A 21,722-nucleotide genomic window follows, 5' to 3' on the forward strand; every position below is an offset into this window, starting at 1 on the left:
AGGGCTGTTTTAGTGGATATTCAGTTGCTGTATGGATTAATTGGTTTGCTAAGTGGTGTATTAATCGGTGGCATTGTTGTTTGGTGGCTGGTTCAACAACGCTTATCAGAAAAAGAAATAATGTTACGTGACGGTTATACTCAAATCGCTGTTGCGCAAGAAAAAGCGACTGTCATTCCTGCACTGCAACAACAGATTGACCAATTAGAGCAAGAAGTTCGTGCTCAGCGAGAAACCATAACATCACAAGAAGCTGAATTAAGGGAAGTGACAACCCGTTTTGAAGAAAGTCGTGTATCAGCAGAAGATAAACAGCGATTATTGCTTAATAGTGAACAACGACTCGCTACACAATTTGAAAATTTAGCTCATCGTATTTTTGAGCAAAGTGGTCGTAAGGCTGAAGAACTCAATCGCCAAGGATTAACTCATCTTCTTTCTCCTTTTCGTGAACAGCTAGAAAGTTTTCGTAAGCAAGTTCAAGAAGGATTTGGGCAAGAGGCAAGAGAACGGCACACGTTAGTGTATGAAATTCGCCAACTCCAACAACTTAATGTCAAAATGGCGCAAGAAGCAGTTAATCTAACAAATGCATTAAAAGGTGATAATAAAATACAAGGAAACTGGGGTGAAACAGTACTATCACGTATATTAGAATCATCAGGTTTACGTGAAGGATATGAATTTGAAACTCAAGTGAGTATTCGTCATGAACAAGGTGGGCGTTATCAACCTGATGTGATTGTTCATTTACCTCATGGCAGAGACGTCGTAATTGATGCGAAAATGTCACTTGTTGCTTATGAAAAATATTTTACAAGTAATGATGATCATGAAAGAAAACAAGCTTTAGCGGCACATGTAAACTCAATCAGAACTCATATTAGAGGATTAAGTGTTAAGGATTACCACAAATTACCCGGTGTAACGTCATTAGATTATGTTTTAATGTTTATACCCATTGAGCCTGCTTATCTCGTTGCAATTGGACATTCTCCCGATTTATTAGAGGAAGCATTAAAACATAATATTATGTTAGTTGGGCCATCCACTCTACTTGTTGCTTTGCGTACTATTGCATCCTTATGGCGCTATGAATATCAAAGTCAAAATGCACAAGAAATTGCAAATAGAGCGGCTAAAATGTATGACAAGTTACGACTTTTCGTTGATGATATGCAGGGGCTAGGAAATAGTATTCAAAAAGCGCAATCTAGCTATCTACTAGCAATGAAAAAACTCTCTGAAGGTCGTGGGAATCTTATTAATCAAGCAGAAGGTTTTAAAACGTTAGGCGTTGAGATAAAAAAAACCATTGATAAAGATCTCGTTGAAAAATCAGCTTCTGATTGATTTGAATAGAAAGAGACATAAGATTTCCAAAAGACAGTATTGATTTATTAAATTTTGATTAATTAGCGGGCAAATAATATGACTCAACAAACTAAGGAAACGACTGATTTTGGTTTCCAAACCGTTGGCAAAGACGAAAAGCAAACTATGGTTGCACGAGTTTTTCACTCTGTTGCATCTAAATACGATTTAATGAATGACTTAATGTCTTTTGGTGTTCACCGTATTTGGAAGCGTTATACGATTGAAGCTAGTGGTGTAAGACGTAATCAACGTGTACTTGATCTTGCTGGTGGAACAGGCGATTTAACCGCTAAGTTTTCTCGTCTCGTAGGGGAAAATGGTGAAGTTGTTTTAGCTGATATCAACGATTCAATGCTAAAAATGGGGCGTGAAAAGCTCCGTGACCACGGTATCGTTGGTAATGTTAACTATGTACAAGCAAACGCTGAAGAGTTACCGTTTCCTGATAACCATTTTGATTGTATTACCATTTCATTTGGTTTACGTAATGTCACCGATAAAGCTAAAGCATTACGCTCAATGTTTCGTGTATTGAAGCCAGGTGGACGTTTATTAGTCCTTGAATTCTCAAAACCTGTCATTGAACCGTTAAGTAAGATTTATGATGCTTACTCTTTCCATATTTTACCTCGAATAGGGCAAGCGATTGTAAATGATGCAGATAGCTACCGTTATCTCACTGAATCTATTCGTATGCATCCAGACCAAGAAACGCTAAAAGGTATGATGGAAGAAGCAGGATTTGATCAAGTTACCTATACCAATATGACTGGAGGTATAGTTGCATTACACAAAGGATTTAAATTCTAAAATGGAAAAAGCCACTTTTTCTCATGATATCGCATCTCAAGTGCTCTATCCATTATTAACAGTATCAATGGAAACGGCACTTAATCATGTTTTATATCAGGAAAATGTGCTTAAACCAGCCCGCAATCGTCTTGCGGGCAAAGTGTTAGCACTTTCTATCAATGAGTTTCCTCATTCCATCTACTTAATCTTTAGTGAACAGCAAGTTGACGTATTAAGCCAATGGAATGACGAGACTGATTGCACGATAAAAACGAAATTATTAACGCTAATTAAACTGACTGATCGACAAAAAATGTCAGAGCTAATCAATCGTGGCGATATTAGTATTGAAGGCGATATGCAGGTTGTTCAAAATTGGTCTGCATTACTTGATATGGCTCAATGGGATCCTGCCCAATATCTCGCTCCTTATATTGGTGATCTTGCTGCTCAAGGGCTTTCAAATGTCGTAGGTAAAGGAATACAAACATTTTCTGGATTATTTAGCCGACAAAAGACGTATTTACGTGACGCATTAATTGAAGAGTGGAAAACGGCACCCTCAACATTAGAAACAATCCATTTTTACGATGAAATAGAACAAGTTGCACAGCAAACGGCCGAATTAGAAAAACGGTTAGGTAAATTGGAGAAAAAATAATGCTCCTCAGCGAGTTAAAGCGCTTTTATCATATTATTCAGGTATTTTTGTCCTATGGGCTTGATGAGTTAATTCCTCAACATAAAATTACTTTACCAGCAAGATTAGGGTGTAAAGCAGTATTTTGGATAAAAAATAAACATCCTGATAAACCATTAGGTGAGCGCTTACGACTCGCGCTACAAACATTAGGCCCAGTTTGGATAAAATTAGGGCAAATGTTATCAACTCGCCGTGATCTATTTCCTCCTCATATTGCTGACCAGCTCGCGTTATTACAAGATAGAGTAGCGCCTTTTGATGGCAAAAAAGCGAGACAATATATCGAAAAATCATTTGGTTGCCCTATTGAGCAATGGTTTGATGATTTTGATGAAAATCCATTAGCCTCAGCCTCTATTGCTCAGGTACACACTGCAAAATTAAAAGAAAATGGTAAAGAGGTTGTTCTCAAAGTTATTCGACCTGATATTTTACCTGTTATTAAAGCAGATATTCGTTTGATGTATCGCTTAGCAAATTTAATTCCTTTCTTGCCGGATGGTCGACGTTTAAGACCAAAAGAAGTGATCCGTGAATACGAAAAAACATTATTGGATGAGTTAAATTTATTACGTGAAGCTGCCAATGCTATTCAATTACGTCGTAATTTTGAAAATAGTTCGATGCTGTATATTCCAGAAGTTTATTCTGATTATTGCCATGAAAATGTTATGGTAATGGAACGAATTTACGGTATTCCTGTTTCTGATATTGCTGCTCTTGAAGCACAAAATACGAATATGAAACTGTTGGCTGAAAGAGGCGTTAAAGTCTTCTTTACTCAAGTATTTAGAGATAGCTTCTTCCATGCTGATATGCATCCAGGTAACGTGTTTATTAGCTTTGATCACCCACAAGATCCTTATTATATTGGAATAGATTGCGGGATAGTTGGTTCACTAAATAAAGAAGATAAACGTTATTTGGCCGAAAACTTTTTAGCCTTTTTTAATCGCGATTATCGGAAAGTGGCAGAGCTACATGTAGATTCAGGATGGGTTCCACCTGATACGAACGTTGAAGATTTTGAATTTGCAATACGTACAGTTTGTGAACCTATCTTTGAAAAACCGTTATCTGAAATTTCTTTTGGCCATGTGTTATTAAACCTTTTCAATACAGCCCGTCGCTTTAATATGGAAGTGCAGCCACAGCTGGTTTTATTACAAAAAACATTACTTTATATTGAAGGGCTAGGTCGTCAACTTTATCCTCAACTTGATCTTTGGAAAACAGCAAAACCTTTCTTAGAAGATTGGTTACATAGTCAAATAGGTATTACAGCGTTATTCAATGGGTTAAAGAGCAAGGCTCCTTACTGGATTGAAAAGATGCCAGAGATACCAGAATTGGTTTATGATAGTCTGAAACAACAAAAAAATATGAAGTTAACGCTTGAAAGATTGACGGAACAAATGGGTTCGCAAAGAGTCAAACAAAAACAGTCCTTATTTTTATTGGGGATTGGTACAACACTGTTTTTATGCGGTAGCTTATTCTTTGTTTCTGGTTTTAAAACATTATTTAGTGTTTTTATCAGCTTAGGTCTTATCGCATGGATTTGGGGTTGGTTTAAATCGAGTAATGCACAATAAAAATGCAGTAAAGTTTGTTTTTAAGCAAACTAAAAGATGAATTCGAGATTCCCGAAAATTGAATTCGTTGTATATAATGGGCACTGTAATTAGTATATCCCTGTAATTAGTTGAGGAACATAAAATGGGCGGTATTAGTATTTGGCAATTGATCATCATTGCTGTCATCGTTGTATTATTATTTGGTACAAATAAATTACGCACATTAGGCTCAGATTTAGGCGCGTCGGTAAAAGGCTTTAAAAAAGCAATGGGCGACGATAATAGTAAAGAGACTGACAACGCTGAAAAAACCACTAATGATGCAGATTTTGATACAAAAAATTTAGCACAGAAGACTTCAACTGAAGGTGAGCAGAAGTCTACAACTGAGAGCAAAAATAAAGAGCAGGTGTAAACCGTGTTTGACATTGGTTTTAGTCAGCTGCTATTGGTTTTGATAATAGGCCTTGTTTTTCTGGGGCCAGAACGCTTGCCCGTAGCAGTAAAAACAGTCGCTGGCTGGGTGAGAGCGTTACGTTCTCTGGCTGCAAACGTGCAAAATGAGCTAGCTCAAGAGCTAAAACTTCAAGAGCTTCAAGAAAGCTTGAAGAAAGTGGAAGAGAAAGCCAATTTGCAAAGTTTATCGCCTGAACTGAAAGCGTCTATGGATGAGTTAAAAGAAGCTGCGCAGTCTCTAAAAGAAACTTACCACGCTCCTGAAACGCCAGAATCAACAAAAGAACAGTCTGTAAAAACCGACTCTACGGAACCTTCTCCTTCAGATTTAGCCGCTGTTGCTGAAGCTGATGAAGTTAATGATGATGCTGACAGTCATAAACCTGTAACAGAAAATATCACTAAACAAGAAGTTCCTGTTGTTAAAACAGTAGAGAAAAAATCAACTGATCAGGTCAATGGTGAACATTAAAACATGGCAGTAAATGATACCCAACCGCTGATCAGCCATCTGATAGAGCTACGTAAGCGTCTTATGTATAGCTTGATTTCAGTGTTGTTGGTCTTTTTAGGGCTGGTTTATTTTTCTAACGATATCTATCAATTAGTCTCGGCACCTTTACTTGATAAGTTGCCACAAGGGTCAAATATGAGTGCAACGGATGTTGCATCTACATTTTTGACTCCGATTAAATTGACTATAATGGTATCCGTTTTTGCTTCTATCCCTGTTATTCTTTACCAGGTATGGGCTTTTATCGCACCAGCGTTATATAAACATGAACGTCGACTAATGTTGCCATTACTTGTTTCAAGTACGGTTTTATTCTATCTTGGTATGGCGTTTGCTTATTTTGTTGTGTTCCCTCTTGCCTTTGGTTTCTTTGTGAATACAACCCCTGAAGGGGTTAATTTTATTCCAGATATCAGTAAATATTTAAGCTTCGTTATGACGCTTTTTATGGCTTTTGGTGCCGCTTTTGAAGTACCTATAGCGATTATTTTACTGTGCTGGAGTGGTGTAACAACGCCTGAAGCACTAAAGAAAAAACGCCCTTATGTATTAGTGGGCGCTTTTGTTATCGGAATGCTATTAACACCACCAGATGTTTTCTCTCAAACCTTATTGGCTATACCCATGTACTTATTATTTGAAATAGGGATCATGGTATCGCGCTTTTATGTAGGAAACGGAAGAAGACAAACATCTGAGGAAGACGCTGAAGAAGCACAAGTAGACGAGCAAAATAAATAGGAATAAAAACAACTCATTCCTAATAAATACGATATTAACCCAGCATTTGCTGGGTTAAGTTTTTTATAGCTTATTGTTTTTTGAATTCTTTATTACTAACTGATTTTTTTACTTCATTATTGAGAATTTTCAATAGCAAAATAGAGCGGTTTTCACCATCAGGCTCTTGATATATCGCTTGTATGCCTTGAAAAATTCCTTTTGTAATTAATACATTATCACCGCTATAAGGTACGTTCTCTTCACTATAAGCAATAGGTGAGAGTTGAGATGACTGTAAGATATCAATAACCTTTTGCTGTACTGTTACCGGAAATTTTCCAAAACGGACAAAAGAATTTACACCCCGTGTAGAACTAATTGTTGTTGTATGAATCACTTCAGTATCAAAATGAATAAAAAGATAATTAGGGAAAAGAGGCTCTATGACCTTTGTTCTTTTACCTCTTAGTAATTTTTCTACAGTTACCATAGGTGTAAAACAAATCACATTTTGACGTTCTAAGTGTTCAATTGCGCGAGGAATTTGACCTCGCTTACAATATAGAAGGTGCCAACTTTTCATAGTAGAGACAATAGGTTAGTTAATTTTAATATTTTGATAATATCAAATTTATAATTAAGGTAATACCATCAACTTTAATTAATAAAATAAAGTGATATCGACTGATACTGCAAAATGCATTAAAAACGAGAGTTATACACGATAAATCTTATTGTTTAGATGAGTTTCATTGCTTTCTCAGATAGAGGTAACAAGTTCACAAAAAAGTGATGGTAAAAATAAGAAAAAACTTCCAAGATAATTATCTTAAGTTCTACTCCATAATTATAAAGAGGTTTCAAATGGACGTTTTTTTATTAAGTAACGGGAAGATTGCTGGGGATCCACAATGGTTGAGTTATGCTAAAGATAACATCGATAGCATGATTAAAAAACGCGGTATTCGCTCCGCTGTTTTAATTGCTTACGCAGTAATTCGTTCTGATCATGATAAACGCGCTCAAGAACTAGAAGATGCACTTGGAATTAAAGTAACGTGTATCGAACACTTTGATTCAGAAATAGAAGCGATAAATCATGCTGAGTGTATTTTAGTTAGTGGTGGAAATACTTGGTTATTAAATCAAATGCTACATGAAAAAGGACTAGTTGTTCCTATTCAACGCGCTGTTCGTGAACGCAATATTCCTTATATTGGTTGGAGTGCTGGGTGTAATGTGGCTACACCAACTATTCGTACAACAAATGATATGCCTGTGCGCTCCTCTGTAATTATGCCGTCATTAGGTTTATTCCCTGTTCAAATAAATCCTCATTATATTGATACTACAATTAGTGGGCATATGGGGGAAACTCGTGATGAACGTATTGCAGAGTTTTGTGCAATTAATCCTGAAGAAATTGTTGTCGCAATTCGTGAAGGAAGTTACTTACAGATTCAAGGTGAAGAGTTACATTATTACAGCGTAAAAAAAGAAGGATTTAAAATATTCCAGCATGGTAAAATTTTTCCTGAACAATTTGATACCAAAATGCTCTCGGAATGGGTTCCATTTCGCTGTTTATAAAATCTAGCGAACAGTAATGAACAAAAAGCATTGCTTTTTAGTGAGTTATGCGTTTAGCTTATAGTGTCATAAAGAGGGGATTACCCTCTTTTCTTTCACTCACTGGCCCGTAATATTATGATGAAATACCGCAATTTAAGAGATTTTCTTTCATTACTTGATGAGAAAGGTGAATTAAAACGTATCACCCTCGAAATAGATCCCTACCTTGAAATGACCGAAATAGCGGACAGAACGTTACGAGCTGGTGGGCCTGCATTGTTATTTGAAAATCCTAAAGGCTTTGATATGCCTGTTCTTTGCAATTTATTTGGCACACCAGAGCGTGTTGCTATGGGCATGGGACAGGATGATGTAAAAGCATTACATGAAGTAGGTAAACTGTTAGCCTTTTTAAAAGAGCCAGATCCACCGAAGGGTTTTCGTGATTTGTTTGATAAATTACCTAAATTCAAACAAGTCTTAAATATGCCAACAAAACGTTTAAGTAAAGCACCTTGCCAAGAAATCGTATTAACAGGGGATGATGTAGACTTAACAAAAATTCCTATCATGCATTGTTGGCCTGAAGATGCTGCACCGCTAATTACTTGGGGGCTTACCGTTACTCGTGGTCCATTAAAAGAGCGACAAAATTTAGGCATCTATCGTCAGCAAGTATTAGGTAAAAATAAAGTTATTATGCGTTGGTTGTCTCATCGTGGTGGTGCATTAGATTTCCAAGAATGGTGTCAAAAACATCCTGGTGAACGTTTTCCTGTTTCTGTTGCTTTAGGTGCTGATCCCGCAACTATTTTAGGTGCTGTTACACCGGTGCCTGATACCTTATCAGAATACGCTTTTGCCGGTTTATTACGCGGTAATAAAACCGAAGTTGTAAAGTGCCTTTCTAATGATTTAGAAGTACCAGCAGGTGCAGAGATTATACTAGAAGGGTATATTGAGCCAGGAGAGCTTGCGCCTGAAGGACCTTATGGAGATCATACTGGTTACTATAATGAAATCGATTCTTTCCCTGTTTTCACTATTACGCATTTAACGCGCCGTAAAGATGCTATTTATCATTCAACATATACAGGTCGTCCACCTGATGAGCCTGCTGTTTTAGGTGTTGCTCTTAATGAAGTGCTTGTGCCTATATTACAAAAACAGTTTCCTGAGATTGTTGATTTCTATTTACCACCAGAAGGATGTTCTTATCGTTTAGCTGTCGTGACAATGAAAAAGCAGTATGCAGGGCATGCCAAGCGCGTCATGATGGGAGTATGGTCGTATTTACGGCAGTTTATGTATACTAAATTTGTGATTGTCTGTGATGATGATGTCAATGCAAGAGATTGGAAAGATGTTATTTGGGCAATAACAACAAGAATGGATCCTGCTAGAGATACTATCATGATGGAAAATACGCCGATTGATTATCTTGACTTTGCTTCTCCTGTGTCTGGATTAGGCTCAAAAATGGGACTTGATGCGACTAATAAATGGCCAGGTGAAACGGATAGAGAATGGGGGCGACCGATTGTCATGACAGATGAAATAAAACAACGAGTAGATACTATTTGGGAAGAGCTTGATATTCTTAAATAATAATAGAGGAATACTATGGCAATATTGAACTGTAAAGTCTCATTTGTTGAGCCGATGACAGATACAGTGTATCGGGTAAGATTATTACCCGATGATGCATTTGATTTTCAGGCTGGACAGTATCTTTTAGCAGTCATGGATGAGCGAGATAAACGCCCCTTTTCTATTGCATCTGTTCCTGAAAATAAAGACTTTATTGAGCTTCATATTGGTGCATCTGAACTTAATCTCTATGCCATGGCTGTACTTTCTTTGATATTAGAAAAGCAGCAAATTACCATTGATATTCCACATGGAAATGCATGGTTTAGAAAGGAAAGTGAACGACCATTATTGCTAATTGCAGGAGGGACTGGTTTTTCTTATACCCATTCTATTTTACTCGCGGCATTAGCAGAAAACCCTCAGCGTAAGATTATGCTTTATTGGGGGGGAAGAGAGAGCATTCATCTCTACGATCTCAATGAATTGCAAGAGTTATCAGAAAAATATCCCAATTTATCTATAATTGCCGTTGTAGAACAACCAGAAGAAACTTGGCGTGGTAGAAAAGGAACAGTTTTAAGCGCTGTATGTGAAGATTTTGGTGATTTATCAGAATATGATATCTATATAGCGGGACGTTTTGAAATGGCTAAAATTGCAAGAGATCGTTTTTGCAATGAACGTAATGCAGACATTACTCGACTATTTAGTGACGCTTTTGAATTTATCTGATCATATCTAAAAATATATTAAGTTATTGCCCACTATGGGGGAGACTATAAGGTGAGACACCCCACTATTATGATAGTAAGAAGTTAAACAACTCAATGTTATCAAATACTCATTAGGCTCGTTACTTTTTTTTAATAGACTGGAATACGCTAAATTTTATTTTTGAACAAAGAGTATCATATTTTATGGTTAGAATATCAGTAAGATAACGCTTGGTATCGCTATCCATAATCTCACTGTTTATACGTAAAAAATGATACTCATTCATTATTCCGCTGTATTGCTGAAAAAAGATCTGATAATCGTTGTAGCTTGTTTGCTTGAGTAAGGTCATATCATCAATACAACTATTTTCACTAGACATAATAACGTCTTTTGATAAAAACTTATTTTTTGAATGTGATTTTTGCTCTTTCGAGGTGGTGGCATGGATATCTTGGGATGCTGATTTAACGGTATTAGAGCATCCCGTCAGACTTACTAATAATAAAGATAATAGTATCAGTTGAATTTGATTCATTATTTAAAGGCCTTTTAAAATTATCATGTTGATTTTAATATAATTATTCTTCTATCCAACAGGTTTTATATAGCATAACCCTTTCTAAAGACCTCTCCCCTTTCTTCATATGATCGATAGAGATCTTATACATGAAATCAAGATGAGCTCTTTGTCTATTTTTCTCATTGAGGTTTAGGTATTTTTCCTAAAATAATGCAAGCTTGCTGATTATCTTGGTCACATGCGTTCTTTAGCCAAGGTAAGGCTTTTGTGTAATTTTTTTCGCTATAATAAAGCGTACCTAGTACACCTTGCGCATCTACATCTCCTTGCTCAGCGGCTTTTTGCATCCAATATTTAGCTTGTTCCATATTTGATTTACTCTCTGATGCATTAGATAGATATTGGTATCCTAAAAGAACCTGTGCATCAGTATCCCCTTGTTGAGCCATTTCAGTAAGAGAAGCGGCATTGGCTCATTGGCTACGCTGAGCATTAGAGATAAAAGGGTAAATATAATCGCTGTGATATACAAAAATAAACGTTTCATAATTTTCCTCTAAATACAGAATACAGAGCTATTATTGTTGAGTAGAAATAACGACATTTAGTTTACACAAATACAAAACTATTAGTGATGAGGCTAAAATTGAATAGGATAAATGCCTTATTTAAATAGTAAAAAATTACCTTTATGACTCTAATTCTTTATTTATCTCAAAGTATTGAGATGATATAAATTATATACATATAAAAAATCAGATAATCTGTATAACGATGTATAAATGATTTATTAAGCTATTTTTTAGGAATTATTTTACGAAATTTTAATATTAGTCTTCCTATTTAGTTTTTTTTTGCCTATCTAGCCTAATCATTATCTTTATTATGATAAAAATTTAGCTGATTATATTTTGTTTTTTTTATCATTATTAGATTAACTCACTAATTTTTCTTTTTTCCTTGTTATAAATAAGAGTAATTAAACTAAAAATGGATTATATAAGTATTTTCGCATTAGCGCTCATAATACATTGATCGTTTATAACGATCAATGTATTTATATTGATAGGTGTTAACTATCATTATTTCTCTTACGATCGGTATAAACGATTGGAAATACTAATTAAAAGCGTTTCTAATGTCGCCTAAAGGAAATTTTATTTTATTTTTTATTCGTTAATTACCATCACCTTCTTATACCTATTTATACCTAAATAGGATTAACGGTATTTTATTTAAAAATATTAATACGGGGCGAGATATTCTTATGAAAATAGCCGATATTGAATATCTAAATAATATCCCACTATCTCGTTGTGTAGGGAGATTAATTAGAATGATGCGTATTCAGAAAGGATTAACAGGATCTGAATTAGCCAAGTAAGTTCATTTAAGCCAACAACAAATTTCACGGTATGAGCTTGGGCAAACTAAGTTTCAATTAGATATTTTATTACGATTATTCTTTGCACTTAATATGAATGAAAAAGAAATAGAAAGTTTTTTTTCGTTTGTTACTGAGCGAATGAGAAAAATAATATAAATAAAAATTTATTCAGATAATTATCTTAAATAGAAAATAAAAATATCTTTCATAACGTTGATTTATAACATCAACGTTATCTCTCTATCGGCATAGTAATACCGGTATTATTTTTATAACCATAATATGGGATGTCTTAACATGAAAAAACGTCTAGTTTTCGTGATGTTTGCGTCATTGGCTTTAGCTGCGTGCAACTCTGCGCCACAAAAAAAAGTGACTTCAGGGGTATCAAAACCTAATGCTCCTAAAACAGCCACTATTTCGACGAATAGTGAAACAAATTTAGCGGCAACAGCGTATGCCCAAAATAAACAATCTCTTTCTCAAGGTATCGTTATCGCTTCAACACGTAATGCGTGCGTAGACAATTTTAATTTCCTTAAAGGGCTGAATCAAAATCAGTTTGATAATTATTCTACTGATTATAGCAAAATCAATTAAAACTATAATTTCTTGAATATTAATAAAGAAATTATGGATAAAGACTCAAAAGAATTATTAACAATGACCTTGAATAAAAAATTAGACATGTTATGCGCAAAAGTACAGTACGCAGGTTTCACCGGCGTTAAAGACCGCCTGAAAGCATTGTCTTCCATCTGATCTTTTGACGACAACCAATCTTTTGACCATCTAATATTATTCTCTGGTAATAATTAATTTCCGGAGAGCTTTTTATCCGAGGTATTTTATGTCGTCTTCGACTTCATCATCACATTATTATCGGAAAAATATGCGGTTGACGGCTTTTATTTTGCTGTTTTTCCAGATTTTTTTCCCCATTTCTATTTCTTTTTCTGCGGTGGCCCGTGCATCTGAAAGAACTGAGGCCAATATTAGTACTGATGACATGATAAATACAATGAGTGGTATCCGGTCACTAATGGAAGATAGTTCTTCCTCTGGATCTCCATCTCCTCAATCAGTACCACCGGCTAGACATGGTTCACTTCCTGAACAAGATATTTCAGGAAAATTGTTGCCAGAGAAACAAGATAATTCAGTACATCAAGATGATATTCTGAGTGCATTGCCTACGTTAGGACTAAAAGACAGTCCAACTGAAAATACTGAAATGCGTGTCGCCGGTGGGGGCATCACAAGCAGGGCAATTATTATCATCGGATAATGCTGTCGATGCTTCTATAGGCTATGCTCGCAGCATAGGTGAAAATTTAATTAATCATGACTGGCTTAATCTGGTGGGGCATGCTCGTTTCCAGTTTGGCAGTAATAAACAAGGGGATGCAGATTTATTAGTCCCGCTAATTGATAATCCTAACAGCCTGTTTTTTTCACAGCTCGGATTGCGTGCTAACAGTGAACGGACAACCTCTAACCTCGGTCTGGGATATCGCCAGTATCAAAATGGCTGGATGTGGGGAGGAAATAGTTTCTATGACTATGATATTACCGGCGGTAACTCCCGTATTGGACTCGGTGGTGAATTATGGGCGGATTATCTGAAACTTACTGTGAATGGTTATCTTCGAATCACAGACTAGCATCAGTCCGATTTACATCAAATGCGAGATTATGACGAGCGTCCTGCAAATGGATTTGATATTCGTGCAGAGGGTTATCTACCTGATTATCCTCAGATTGGTGCATTTGCAAAATATGAACAGTACTTTGGTGATGGTGTAAATTTATCCAATACAGCCTCATCCAATGAACTGAAAAATAATCCTTCTGTTTCTACTTTCGGCCTGAGTTATACTCCAATCCCGCTTATCACGTTTAAAGGTCAAACATCTCGCGGCGATTCGAGTGATAGCCAAGTAGGTATGGAGCTTTCATATCGTTTTGGTGTACCGTTATCACAGCAATTGAAGGCAGAAAATGTTGATCTCATGCGTAGCTTGGCAGGTAACCGTTACGAATTTGTTGATAGAAATTACAATATTGTGATGCAGTATCGTAAGCAGGAATTGTTAACTATTTCACTGCCAGACAATGCGACTGCGGAGGCGGCAGAAATCTTGCCAGTGACTGTTTCCGTTTCCAAATCCAAATACGGACTTAAAAATGTTGCTTGGACCGCACCAGAGCTGATTGCTGCTGGCGGAAAAATACACATTACATCTAGGGATGCAATTAACTTAACATTACCTGCGTATGTCTTTACTGATAATACACGGACACCACAACAATATCGTCTCTCCGCCGTAGCGACAGATAATGAAGGAAATCAATCAAATACGGCAGTAATGCTGATTAACGTGAAGCCTTCTCAAGAAACGGTGACTTCATTAGTATTATCATCACAAAACAATACAACAGTGGTGGCTAATAATAATGACACTTATGAAGCAGTTGCTGTAGTCAAAAATGAAAAAGGCGAAGCCTTATCAGATAGGGATATCACATTTATCGTATCTGGTTTTACTGAGAGAGATAATAATAAAGTCACTCTGAATGGTGGTAATGGAGATACAAATCAACCTGTTACGGTTAAAACTGACAGTAATGGACGAGCTGTTATCACAATAAAAAGTGGCGTCTCAGGGAAAGGAACACTAAAAGCCGTGATGCAAAACGGAAATTCACGTGTAACCTCATTAAGTTTTAAAGCGGACAGTGATAATCCTAGCGTAGAATTTTCAAAATTTGTTGTTTCACCGGAAATTATTAAAGCAGATGGCGTACAGACGTCGACCTTAAAATTAACGTTAGTTGATGGTAATAAAAATCCTATTCTTGAGGATGGATCTGATTACGTTATTTTTTCTTCGCCATTGGTAGATACCAATATTACCAAAACAAATATTGAAAACGGTGTTTATACGGGAAGAATTTCAGGAACTAAAGCTGGCGATGCCATCATTTCAGTCTCGGTGGGGAATAAACCTTTTGCAATAACACCGAAGGTGGTCAAATTATTACCATCGACTCCTGCGCAGGCATACTCCTCTATTAAAATTGACAAGACGAGTTATAAAGCAGGAGAAGAGATAAAGGTAACCGTCACATTAAAAGATGCAAATGAGAACAATGTTGATAAACAGGAAACAACACTGAGTTCATCAAATGCAGTAACTGTCAAAAATGCAATAGAAAAAGCGGGAAGTAACTGGGTTTATACCACAGACGGTCAGTATACCAGAACATATCTAGCCCAGACTGCTGGCATTAACCTTAATGCGAGTTTGGCATGGAGTGAGTGGACCAAACGCTCCCAAAATTATGATATTACTGCGGGTAAAGCGGTGGCCGCTAACTCTACCATTATTGTTGATAATTCTACCTATACGTCAGGTAGTGATATTGATGTATCTGTGACGTTACAGGATAGTCAGAGTAATGGGATCAATGATATAGCTACGGCTAGAAATTATTTAAATGCCGTTACTGTAGCGAATGCGTCAGAGAAAAATGGTACTGACTGGAGTTACACCGCTAACAGTCAAGGCGAATACACGCGCACATACAAGGTGGATAAAACCGGTACTCATTTGAAGGCTGGATTAGGTCTACTCAATATTTTGTCAGAGGAATATGCCATTACCGCCGGTGATGCTGTAGCAGATAAATCAGCGCTGGAGGTTGATAAAACCAGTTATGTCGCTGGAAATGATATTAAGGTCTCAGTAACGTTGCAAGATAATGCAGGCAATGGGATCAACAATATTACAACAGCGCAGACATACCTGAATGCGGTGAAAGTGCCGAATGCAGATGAACAAGGCCAATGGACATATACAGCCAATAGCCAAGGCGGCTATACCCGAACGTATAAAGCCATTGTTGCAGAGACAGGGCTGAAATCGACATTAAATATTAATACATTAACGCTAGCATCTAGTCGTTATGATATTACGGCGAGTGATGCGGTAGCGGATAAGTCAGAGATCAAGGTTGATAAAGCAAGTTATATCGCAGGCAATAATATTCAGGTCACGGTAACGTTACAAGATAGTGAAAGTAACGGGATCAACGATTTAGCGACTGCACAGACATACCTCAATGCTGTGACAGTACCGAACTCTGAAGGACAAGGGAAATGGACGTATACGCCGAGCAGTAAAGGTGAATACACGCGTACATACTTAGCCGGCAAAATCGGTAAACAATTGAAGGCCGAACTGACGGCTCTGAAAATTATGTCGCCAGAATATGCAATAACCGCAGGTGAACCAACGACTGACCATTCTGGTATCAAGGTTGATAAAGTAAGTTATGTCTCGGGTAGTGATATTCAGGTCACGGTAACGTTGCAAGATAGTGCAAGTAACGGTATCAACGATTTGACGACAGCACAGACATACCTCAATGGTGTGACGGTGCAAAATGCTGATGGACAAGGAAACTGGACGAATACCCCGAATAGCCAAGGTGAGTACACGCGCACATACCTTGCGGGTAAATCGGGAACACAATTGAAGGCAGAGCAAGGCTCACTGAAAATTGCGTCAGCGCAATATACGATCACCGCAGGTAAACCGACGACAGATCACTCAGGCGTGAAGGTGGACAAAGCAAGTTATGTCGCTGGTAGTAATATTAACGTCACGGTAACGTTACAAGATAGTGCGAGTAACGGTATCAACGATTTGACGACAGCACAGACATACCTCGATGCTGTGATAGTTCCGAATGCTGATGGAAAAGGAGTCTGGACGTATACACCGAATAGCCAAGGTGAGTACACTCGATCATTCCTCGCAGACAAAGCCGCTAAACACTTGAAAGCGGAGCTAAATCCACTGAAGGTAACGTCAGAAGAATATGAAATCATCGAGGGTGATGCAGTAACTGATAAATCAAGGGTGGAAGTTGACAAAACACTCTATATCTCTGGTAGTGACATTCAGGTTTCAGTGACGCTTCAGGACAATATGGGGAATGGAATTAACAATATTGTCGCCGCAAAGGCTTATCTAGATACGATCGTTGTCGCGAATGCATCCGTTAAAAATGGCACTGGCTGGAATTATATTAAAGGGAGTCAAGGAGAATATAGTCAGACATATAAAGCGGGTAAACCTGGTATAGGTTTGAAAGCGGAGCTGAGTGCACTGAAGATTATGTCAGCAGAATATGCGATCAACGCGGGTGAACCTGCAACCGATAAATCAGGGATCACGGTTGATAAAGTAAGTTATGTCTCGGGTAGTGATATTCAGGTCACGGTAACGTTGCAAGATGGCGAAAGTAACGGGATCAACGATTTGGCGACGGCTCAGACATACCTCGATACTGTGACGGTACCGAATGCTGATGTAAAAGGAGACTGGACGTATACGCTGAATAGCGAAGGTGAATATACGCGCACATACCTTGCGGGTAAAGCCGGTACACAACTGAAAGCCGAGCTTAGTTCGCTGAAGATATCATCAGCACAATACGCGATCACCGCGGATAAACCGACGACAGATCACTCAGGCATAAAGGTTGACAAAGCAAGTTATGTTTCTGGTAATGATATTCAGGTCACGGTCACGTTACAAGACAGTGCAAGTAACGGGATCAACGATTTGGCGACAGCACAGACATACTTGAATGAAGTAATGGTGCCGAATGCTGATGGACAAGGGAAATGGACGTATACGTCGAATAGCCAAGGTGAATATACACGGACATACCATGCAGGCAAAATCGGTCAGCAATTGAAGGCTGAACTGACGGCTCTGAAAATTATGTCGTCAGAATATGCGATAACTACAGGTGAACCAACGACTGACCATTCTGGAGTTAAGGTGGACAAAGCAAGTTATGTCGCTGGTAGTGATATTAACGTCACGGTAACGTTACAAGATAGTGTGGGTAACGGTATCAATGATTTGACGACAGCACAGACATACCTCGATGCTGTGACAGTACCGAATGCTGATGAACAAGGGAAATGGACGTATACCCCGAGCAGTGAAGGTGAATACACGCGTACATACCAGGCTGGTAAAGTGGGTACACAATTGAAAGCCGGATTAGGTTTACTTAATATTACATCAGCGGAATATGCAATCACCGAGGGTAAACCGGTAACCGATAAGTCAGAGGTTAAGGTCGACAAAGCAAGTTATATTTCTGGTAGTGATATTCAGGTCACGGTCACGTTACAAGACAGTGCAAGTAACGGGATCAACGATTTGGCGACAGCACAGACATACTTGAATGAAGTAATGGTGCCGAATGCTGATGGACAAGGAGAATGGACGTATACGTCGAATAGCCAAGGTGAATACACACGGACATACCATGCAGGCAAAATCGGTCAGCAATTGAAGGCCGAACTGACGGCTCTGAAAATTATGTCGTCAGAATATGCGATAACTACAGGTGAACCAACGACTGACCATTCTGGAATCAAGGTGGACAAAGCAAGTTATGTCGCTGGCAGTGATATCAAGGTCACGGTGACGTTGCAAGATAGTGCTAGCAATGGGATCAACACACTGGAGGCAGCACAGACATACCTTGATGCTGTGACAGTACCGAATACTGATGGACAAGGGAAATGGACGTATACCCCAAGCAGTGAAGGTGAGTACACGCGCACATATCTTGCAGGTAAAGCCGGTACACAACTGAAAGCAGAGCTTAGTTCGCTGAAGATAGCATCAGCACAATACGCGATCACCGCGGATAAACCGACGACAGATCACTCAGGCGTAAAGGTTGACAAAGCAAGTTATGTTTCTGGCGGTGATATTAACGTCACGGTAACGTTACAAGATAGTCTAAGCAACGGGATCAACGATTTGGCGACAGCACAGACATACCTCGATACTGTGACGGTACCGAATGCTGATGTAAAAGGAGACTGGACGTATACGCCGAATAGCCAAGGTGAATACACTCGGGTATACCAAGCGATAACATCAGGTACACACTTAAAAGCAGAACTGAGTTCATTGAATATTGCCTCTGAGGAATATTCAATCATACCGGGTGATGCTGTAGCTGATAAATCAAAAATTAACGTTGATAATTCAGTCTATATCCTTGGTCGTGATATTAAAGTCTCGGTGACATTGCAAGATAGCATGGGTAATGGGATCAATGATCAAACGGTTGCAGATGCTTATTTGAAGACCGTGGCCATACCTAATGCTGATGGAAAAGACGCATGGCAATATACGAAGGATAGTAAAGGTGAATATACACGGACTTATACTGCTAAATCTGAAAGTGCAAAAGGTGGATTTTTAAATGCAACGTTATCTTTAACCAAGGATAAGTCGATAACATCGCAAAATTATTACATCACTGATCTTTATTTTAAAAAATTGGATTTCGTTTATTTTGATAAAGATGCGAATAGTGGTAACGGTGGACTTGTAGCCGTAGGAAGTACGGCGCTATATACAAAAACTGATATAACGGTTACCGCATCTTTTAAAGATAATCATGAAAATGATTTATTACCACCAGATGGATATCCAATTGATTGGTCTATTAAAAAGAATATGGATATTTCTGTAGATACGCCAACTTATACTAAAAATGGAGTGGCTGTCACACAAATGAAAGGTGATAAATTAGTTTTAGAAAGTGATGGTGTTTCCTTAACATCTTCAACTAAGAATGACAGTTTATCAGCACCGCTGGCTTTCTTCGGTGAGGCAACTATTACACCAGTTAACAGCTCGGTTTATACGGAACAGCAGGTAGGTGAGCAGCTAAAAGTGAATAGGGCTATCCTTATTAAAAGTTCAGATTGGCTCTGGTTTATTCAAATTCATCTACCAACCGGCGATGAATATAAAAATAAAGTTGTTGCTATTAGTATGGGATCTTCTTGGGCTACTAGGTTATATTTAGGTGATAAAGAGAGCAACTATTATGTAGTGACCATTTATATAATTATAAAACGATTGACGGCTTTAACTGGAAGTTAGTGGGGAATCCGAGCGGAGAAACCAGGCCGACGGTAGATGGCGGTAATGGGATATGTAAGGAAGCTTCAGATCAACCAAGTACCAATTTTTAATTTGGTTGGTTTGATAAAACCTATGACTAGATATTTTTAGTTAAAGGCTAATTTTCTCGAATACATTGTTGGGTATCTTTGTACAAAGATAGATGAACAGAATTTCTTAAGGCGAGTCTTGGCCTAAACAAAGAGTTTTCTATCTGATAGTATTACCATCAATGATTCTTTCTACTCTTAGTATAATCCTCTAGGAAGTAATATTCCTGGAGGATTATTTTTTGAACGTATCTATACTTCACTTCATTTATTTCAATATTGAGCAATGCAATAGTTGATACTCTACGTTGCTACGCTATCTTTTTAAATTACAACCAAAAACCTTATTGTGATAAACACACCGTTGTTTCAATTGAGCAAGATATTTTTTGTCCATTGAAGAACAAAACCCCTAATCGTTGGAAATTCAACTTTCGGGGTGAGCTTTACATTAATACGGGAAAAAATTGGTTTAATTATTTGATTTAACGGTAAATTAAATTTAGATTTGTAGATCAGTATAATGCATAAAATAACGATAGTGGCTAAACTCGTTCTATAATGGTTGCGATCCCTTGACCTAACCCAATACACATAGTGGCTAAGCCTAAATGTGCATCTTTTCTTTCCATAATGTTGAGTAATGATGTGGTGATCCGAGAACCTGAACACCCTAGTGGGTGACCTAAAGCGATAGCACCACCATTTAAATTGATTTTATCATCAAGGCTATCAAGCAAGTTCATCTTTTTCATACAAGCTAATGATTGTGCAGCAAATGCTTCATTAAGCTCAAATATATCAATATCTTTTAAGGTTAATCCCGCTTTTTTCAGTGCAATTTCTGTCGCAGGTACTGGACCATATCCCATAATTGCAGGATCACACCCTGTTACTGCCATTGAGCGAATAATTGCACGAGGTTTTAAATTATTCTCTCTAGCATAGCGCTCACTAGTAATAAACATGGCAGATGCACCATCAGAAACAGCGGATGAATTCCCCGCAGTTACAGAGCCTGTCACGGGATCAAACACGGGTTTGAGTTTTGCGAGATCTTCAAGACTTGGGTTATAACGAATAACTTCATCATTTTTAACGCTAACATAGTTACCTGTAGCATCATGACCATTGATCGCTATGATTTCGTTATCAAAATAACCTTTTTGTGTCGCTAATGCGGCTAAATGGTGTGAGCGATAAGCAAACTTATCTTGTTCTTCACGCGATACATCAAATTTCTTACTGAGCATTTCAGCTGTTAAACCCATAGAAAATGAGGCTTTCGCGACAGAAAGGTTAAGTGATGGATTAAAATCAGCGTTATATGTCATTGGGATATGACCCATATGTTCAACGCCACCAATTAATGCAACTTGACTATCACCAACCATAATTTGACGTGCGCCATCATGCAAGGCTTGCATTGATGAACCACATAATCTATTTACGGTTACGGCAGGTACTCTATGTGGTAGTTCAGCTAATAATGCGGCATTACGTGCAATATTAAAGCCTTGCTCTAAAGTTTGTTGTACACAACCCCAAATAACATCACCAATATCATTAGGATTGATGTTAGGGTTACGTTGGAGTAGCGCTTGCATCAATTGTGCAGATAGATTTTCAGCACGAACATGACGAAAAATTCCACCTTTTGAGCGCCCCATAGGAGTACGAATACCATCAATTATGACAACCTTTTCCATTTCATCTCTCC

Annotated in this window: 17 protein-coding genes and 1 pseudogene; 14 read left to right on the forward strand and 4 right to left on the reverse strand. The window is 37.8% G+C overall.

From position 1 onward, the window contains the following. The first annotated feature begins 12 nt into the window (after positions 1 to 12). The 7 genes from rmuC (at position 13) to tatC (ending at position 6,160) form a co-directional block, all read left to right on the forward strand. Positions 13 to 1,353 carry a DNA recombination protein RmuC gene (gene rmuC / locus M983_RS10335; RefSeq protein WP_066750073.1) on the forward strand — a complete coding sequence of 447 codons (1,341 nt, stop codon included), beginning with the start codon at positions 13 to 15 and terminating at the stop codon, positions 1,351 to 1,353. A gap of 78 nt (positions 1,354 to 1,431) precedes the next feature. After that, entirely contained in the window at positions 1,432 to 2,187 is a 756-nt protein-coding gene (ubiE, locus tag M983_RS10340; protein WP_066750075.1) for a bifunctional demethylmenaquinone methyltransferase/2-methoxy-6-polyprenyl-1,4-benzoquinol methylase UbiE, read from the forward strand. A 1-nt stretch (position 2,188) separates the two neighbouring features. Further along, a complete protein-coding gene (locus M983_RS10345) occupies positions 2,189 to 2,830 on the forward strand; it encodes a ubiquinone biosynthesis accessory factor UbiJ (RefSeq protein WP_066750077.1) in 642 nt (213 codons plus the stop codon). Continuing rightward, positions 2,830 to 4,467, forward strand: a complete 1,638-nt coding sequence (gene ubiB / locus M983_RS10350) for a ubiquinone biosynthesis regulatory protein kinase UbiB (protein ID WP_066750079.1) — start codon at positions 2,830 to 2,832, stop codon at positions 4,465 to 4,467. The genes M983_RS10345 and ubiB overlap by 1 nt, the downstream gene beginning before the upstream one ends. Before the next feature lie 124 nt (positions 4,468 to 4,591). Next, positions 4,592 to 4,864, forward strand: a complete 273-nt coding sequence (gene tatA / locus M983_RS10355; protein WP_066750081.1) for a Sec-independent protein translocase subunit TatA — start codon at positions 4,592 to 4,594, stop codon at positions 4,862 to 4,864. Positions 4,865 to 4,867: 3 nt separating this feature from the next. Next, the gene (gene tatB, locus M983_RS10360; protein ID WP_066750083.1) at positions 4,868 to 5,377 is read left to right on the forward strand and encodes a Sec-independent protein translocase protein TatB; all 510 of its coding nucleotides are present in this window, start codon (positions 4,868 to 4,870) and stop codon (positions 5,375 to 5,377) included. A 3-nt stretch (positions 5,378 to 5,380) separates the two neighbouring features. Then, positions 5,381 to 6,160: a Sec-independent protein translocase subunit TatC gene (tatC, locus tag M983_RS10365; protein WP_066750085.1), complete on the forward strand. Its 780-nt coding sequence runs from the start codon at positions 5,381 to 5,383 to the stop codon at positions 6,158 to 6,160. A gap of 70 nt (positions 6,161 to 6,230) precedes the next feature. Here tatC and rfaH read toward each other — a convergent pair whose 3' ends face one another. After that, complete coding sequence (gene rfaH, locus M983_RS10370; RefSeq protein ID WP_066750086.1) at positions 6,231 to 6,725, reverse strand: transcription/translation regulatory transformer protein RfaH; 495 nt, start codon at positions 6,723 to 6,725, stop codon at positions 6,231 to 6,233. 281 nt (positions 6,726 to 7,006) lie between these two features. On the opposite strand from rfaH, the gene pepE reads away from it, so the two are divergent. From pepE to fre, 3 genes are all read left to right on the forward strand, one after another. Beyond that, entirely contained in the window at positions 7,007 to 7,732 is a 726-nt protein-coding gene (gene pepE / locus M983_RS10375) for a dipeptidase PepE (protein WP_066750087.1), read from the forward strand. Between the two features lie 120 nt (positions 7,733 to 7,852). Further along, entirely contained in the window at positions 7,853 to 9,322 is a 1,470-nt protein-coding gene (gene ubiD, locus M983_RS10380) for a 4-hydroxy-3-polyprenylbenzoate decarboxylase (RefSeq protein ID WP_066750113.1), read from the forward strand. 15 nt (positions 9,323 to 9,337) lie between these two features. After that, the gene (gene fre / locus M983_RS10385; protein WP_066750088.1) at positions 9,338 to 10,039 is read left to right on the forward strand and encodes an NAD(P)H-flavin reductase; all 702 of its coding nucleotides are present in this window, start codon (positions 9,338 to 9,340) and stop codon (positions 10,037 to 10,039) included. Between the two features lie 121 nt (positions 10,040 to 10,160). Here the strand turns inward: fre and M983_RS10390 are convergent, their stop codons facing one another. After that, positions 10,161 to 10,559, reverse strand: coding sequence for a hypothetical protein (locus tag M983_RS10390; protein WP_066750089.1), 399 nt, complete (start codon positions 10,557 to 10,559; stop codon positions 10,161 to 10,163). A gap of 164 nt (positions 10,560 to 10,723) precedes the next feature. Beyond that, on the reverse strand, positions 10,724 to 10,993 hold the full coding sequence (locus M983_RS10395) for a tetratricopeptide repeat protein (protein ID WP_066750090.1): 270 nt from the start codon (positions 10,991 to 10,993) through the stop codon (positions 10,724 to 10,726). 1,235 nt (positions 10,994 to 12,228) lie between these two features. Here M983_RS10395 and M983_RS10400 point away from each other — a divergent pair. The 4 genes and pseudogenes from M983_RS10400 (at position 12,229) to M983_RS10415 (ending at position 19,931) form a co-directional block, all read left to right on the forward strand. Continuing rightward, positions 12,229 to 12,531 (forward strand): hypothetical protein, encoded by a 303-nt coding sequence (locus tag M983_RS10400; protein WP_245684038.1) that lies wholly within the window; start codon positions 12,229 to 12,231, stop codon positions 12,529 to 12,531. 421 nt (positions 12,532 to 12,952) lie between these two features. Further along, positions 12,953 to 13,219: a hypothetical protein gene (locus tag M983_RS10405; RefSeq protein ID WP_157091952.1), complete on the forward strand. Its 267-nt coding sequence runs from the start codon at positions 12,953 to 12,955 to the stop codon at positions 13,217 to 13,219. Continuing rightward, positions 13,179 to 13,931 (forward strand): annotated as a pseudogene (locus M983_RS17925) (inverse autotransporter beta domain-containing protein); the annotation flags it as partial. The gene M983_RS10405 and the pseudogene M983_RS17925, both read left to right, overlap by 41 nt. A 690-nt stretch (positions 13,932 to 14,621) precedes the next feature. Beyond that, entirely contained in the window at positions 14,622 to 19,931 is a 5,310-nt protein-coding gene (locus tag M983_RS10415; RefSeq protein WP_245684039.1) for an Ig-like domain-containing protein, read from the forward strand. Between the two features lie 616 nt (positions 19,932 to 20,547). Here M983_RS10415 and fadA read toward each other — a convergent pair. Continuing rightward, the gene (gene fadA / locus M983_RS10420; RefSeq protein WP_066750102.1) at positions 20,548 to 21,711 is read right to left on the reverse strand and encodes an acetyl-CoA C-acyltransferase FadA; all 1,164 of its coding nucleotides are present in this window, start codon (positions 21,709 to 21,711) and stop codon (positions 20,548 to 20,550) included. Positions 21,712 to 21,722 lie beyond the last annotated feature (11 nt).

This window comes from Proteus myxofaciens ATCC 19692, assembly GCF_001654855.1.
Classification (GTDB): Bacteria; Pseudomonadota; Gammaproteobacteria; order Enterobacterales; family Enterobacteriaceae; genus Proteus; species Proteus myxofaciens.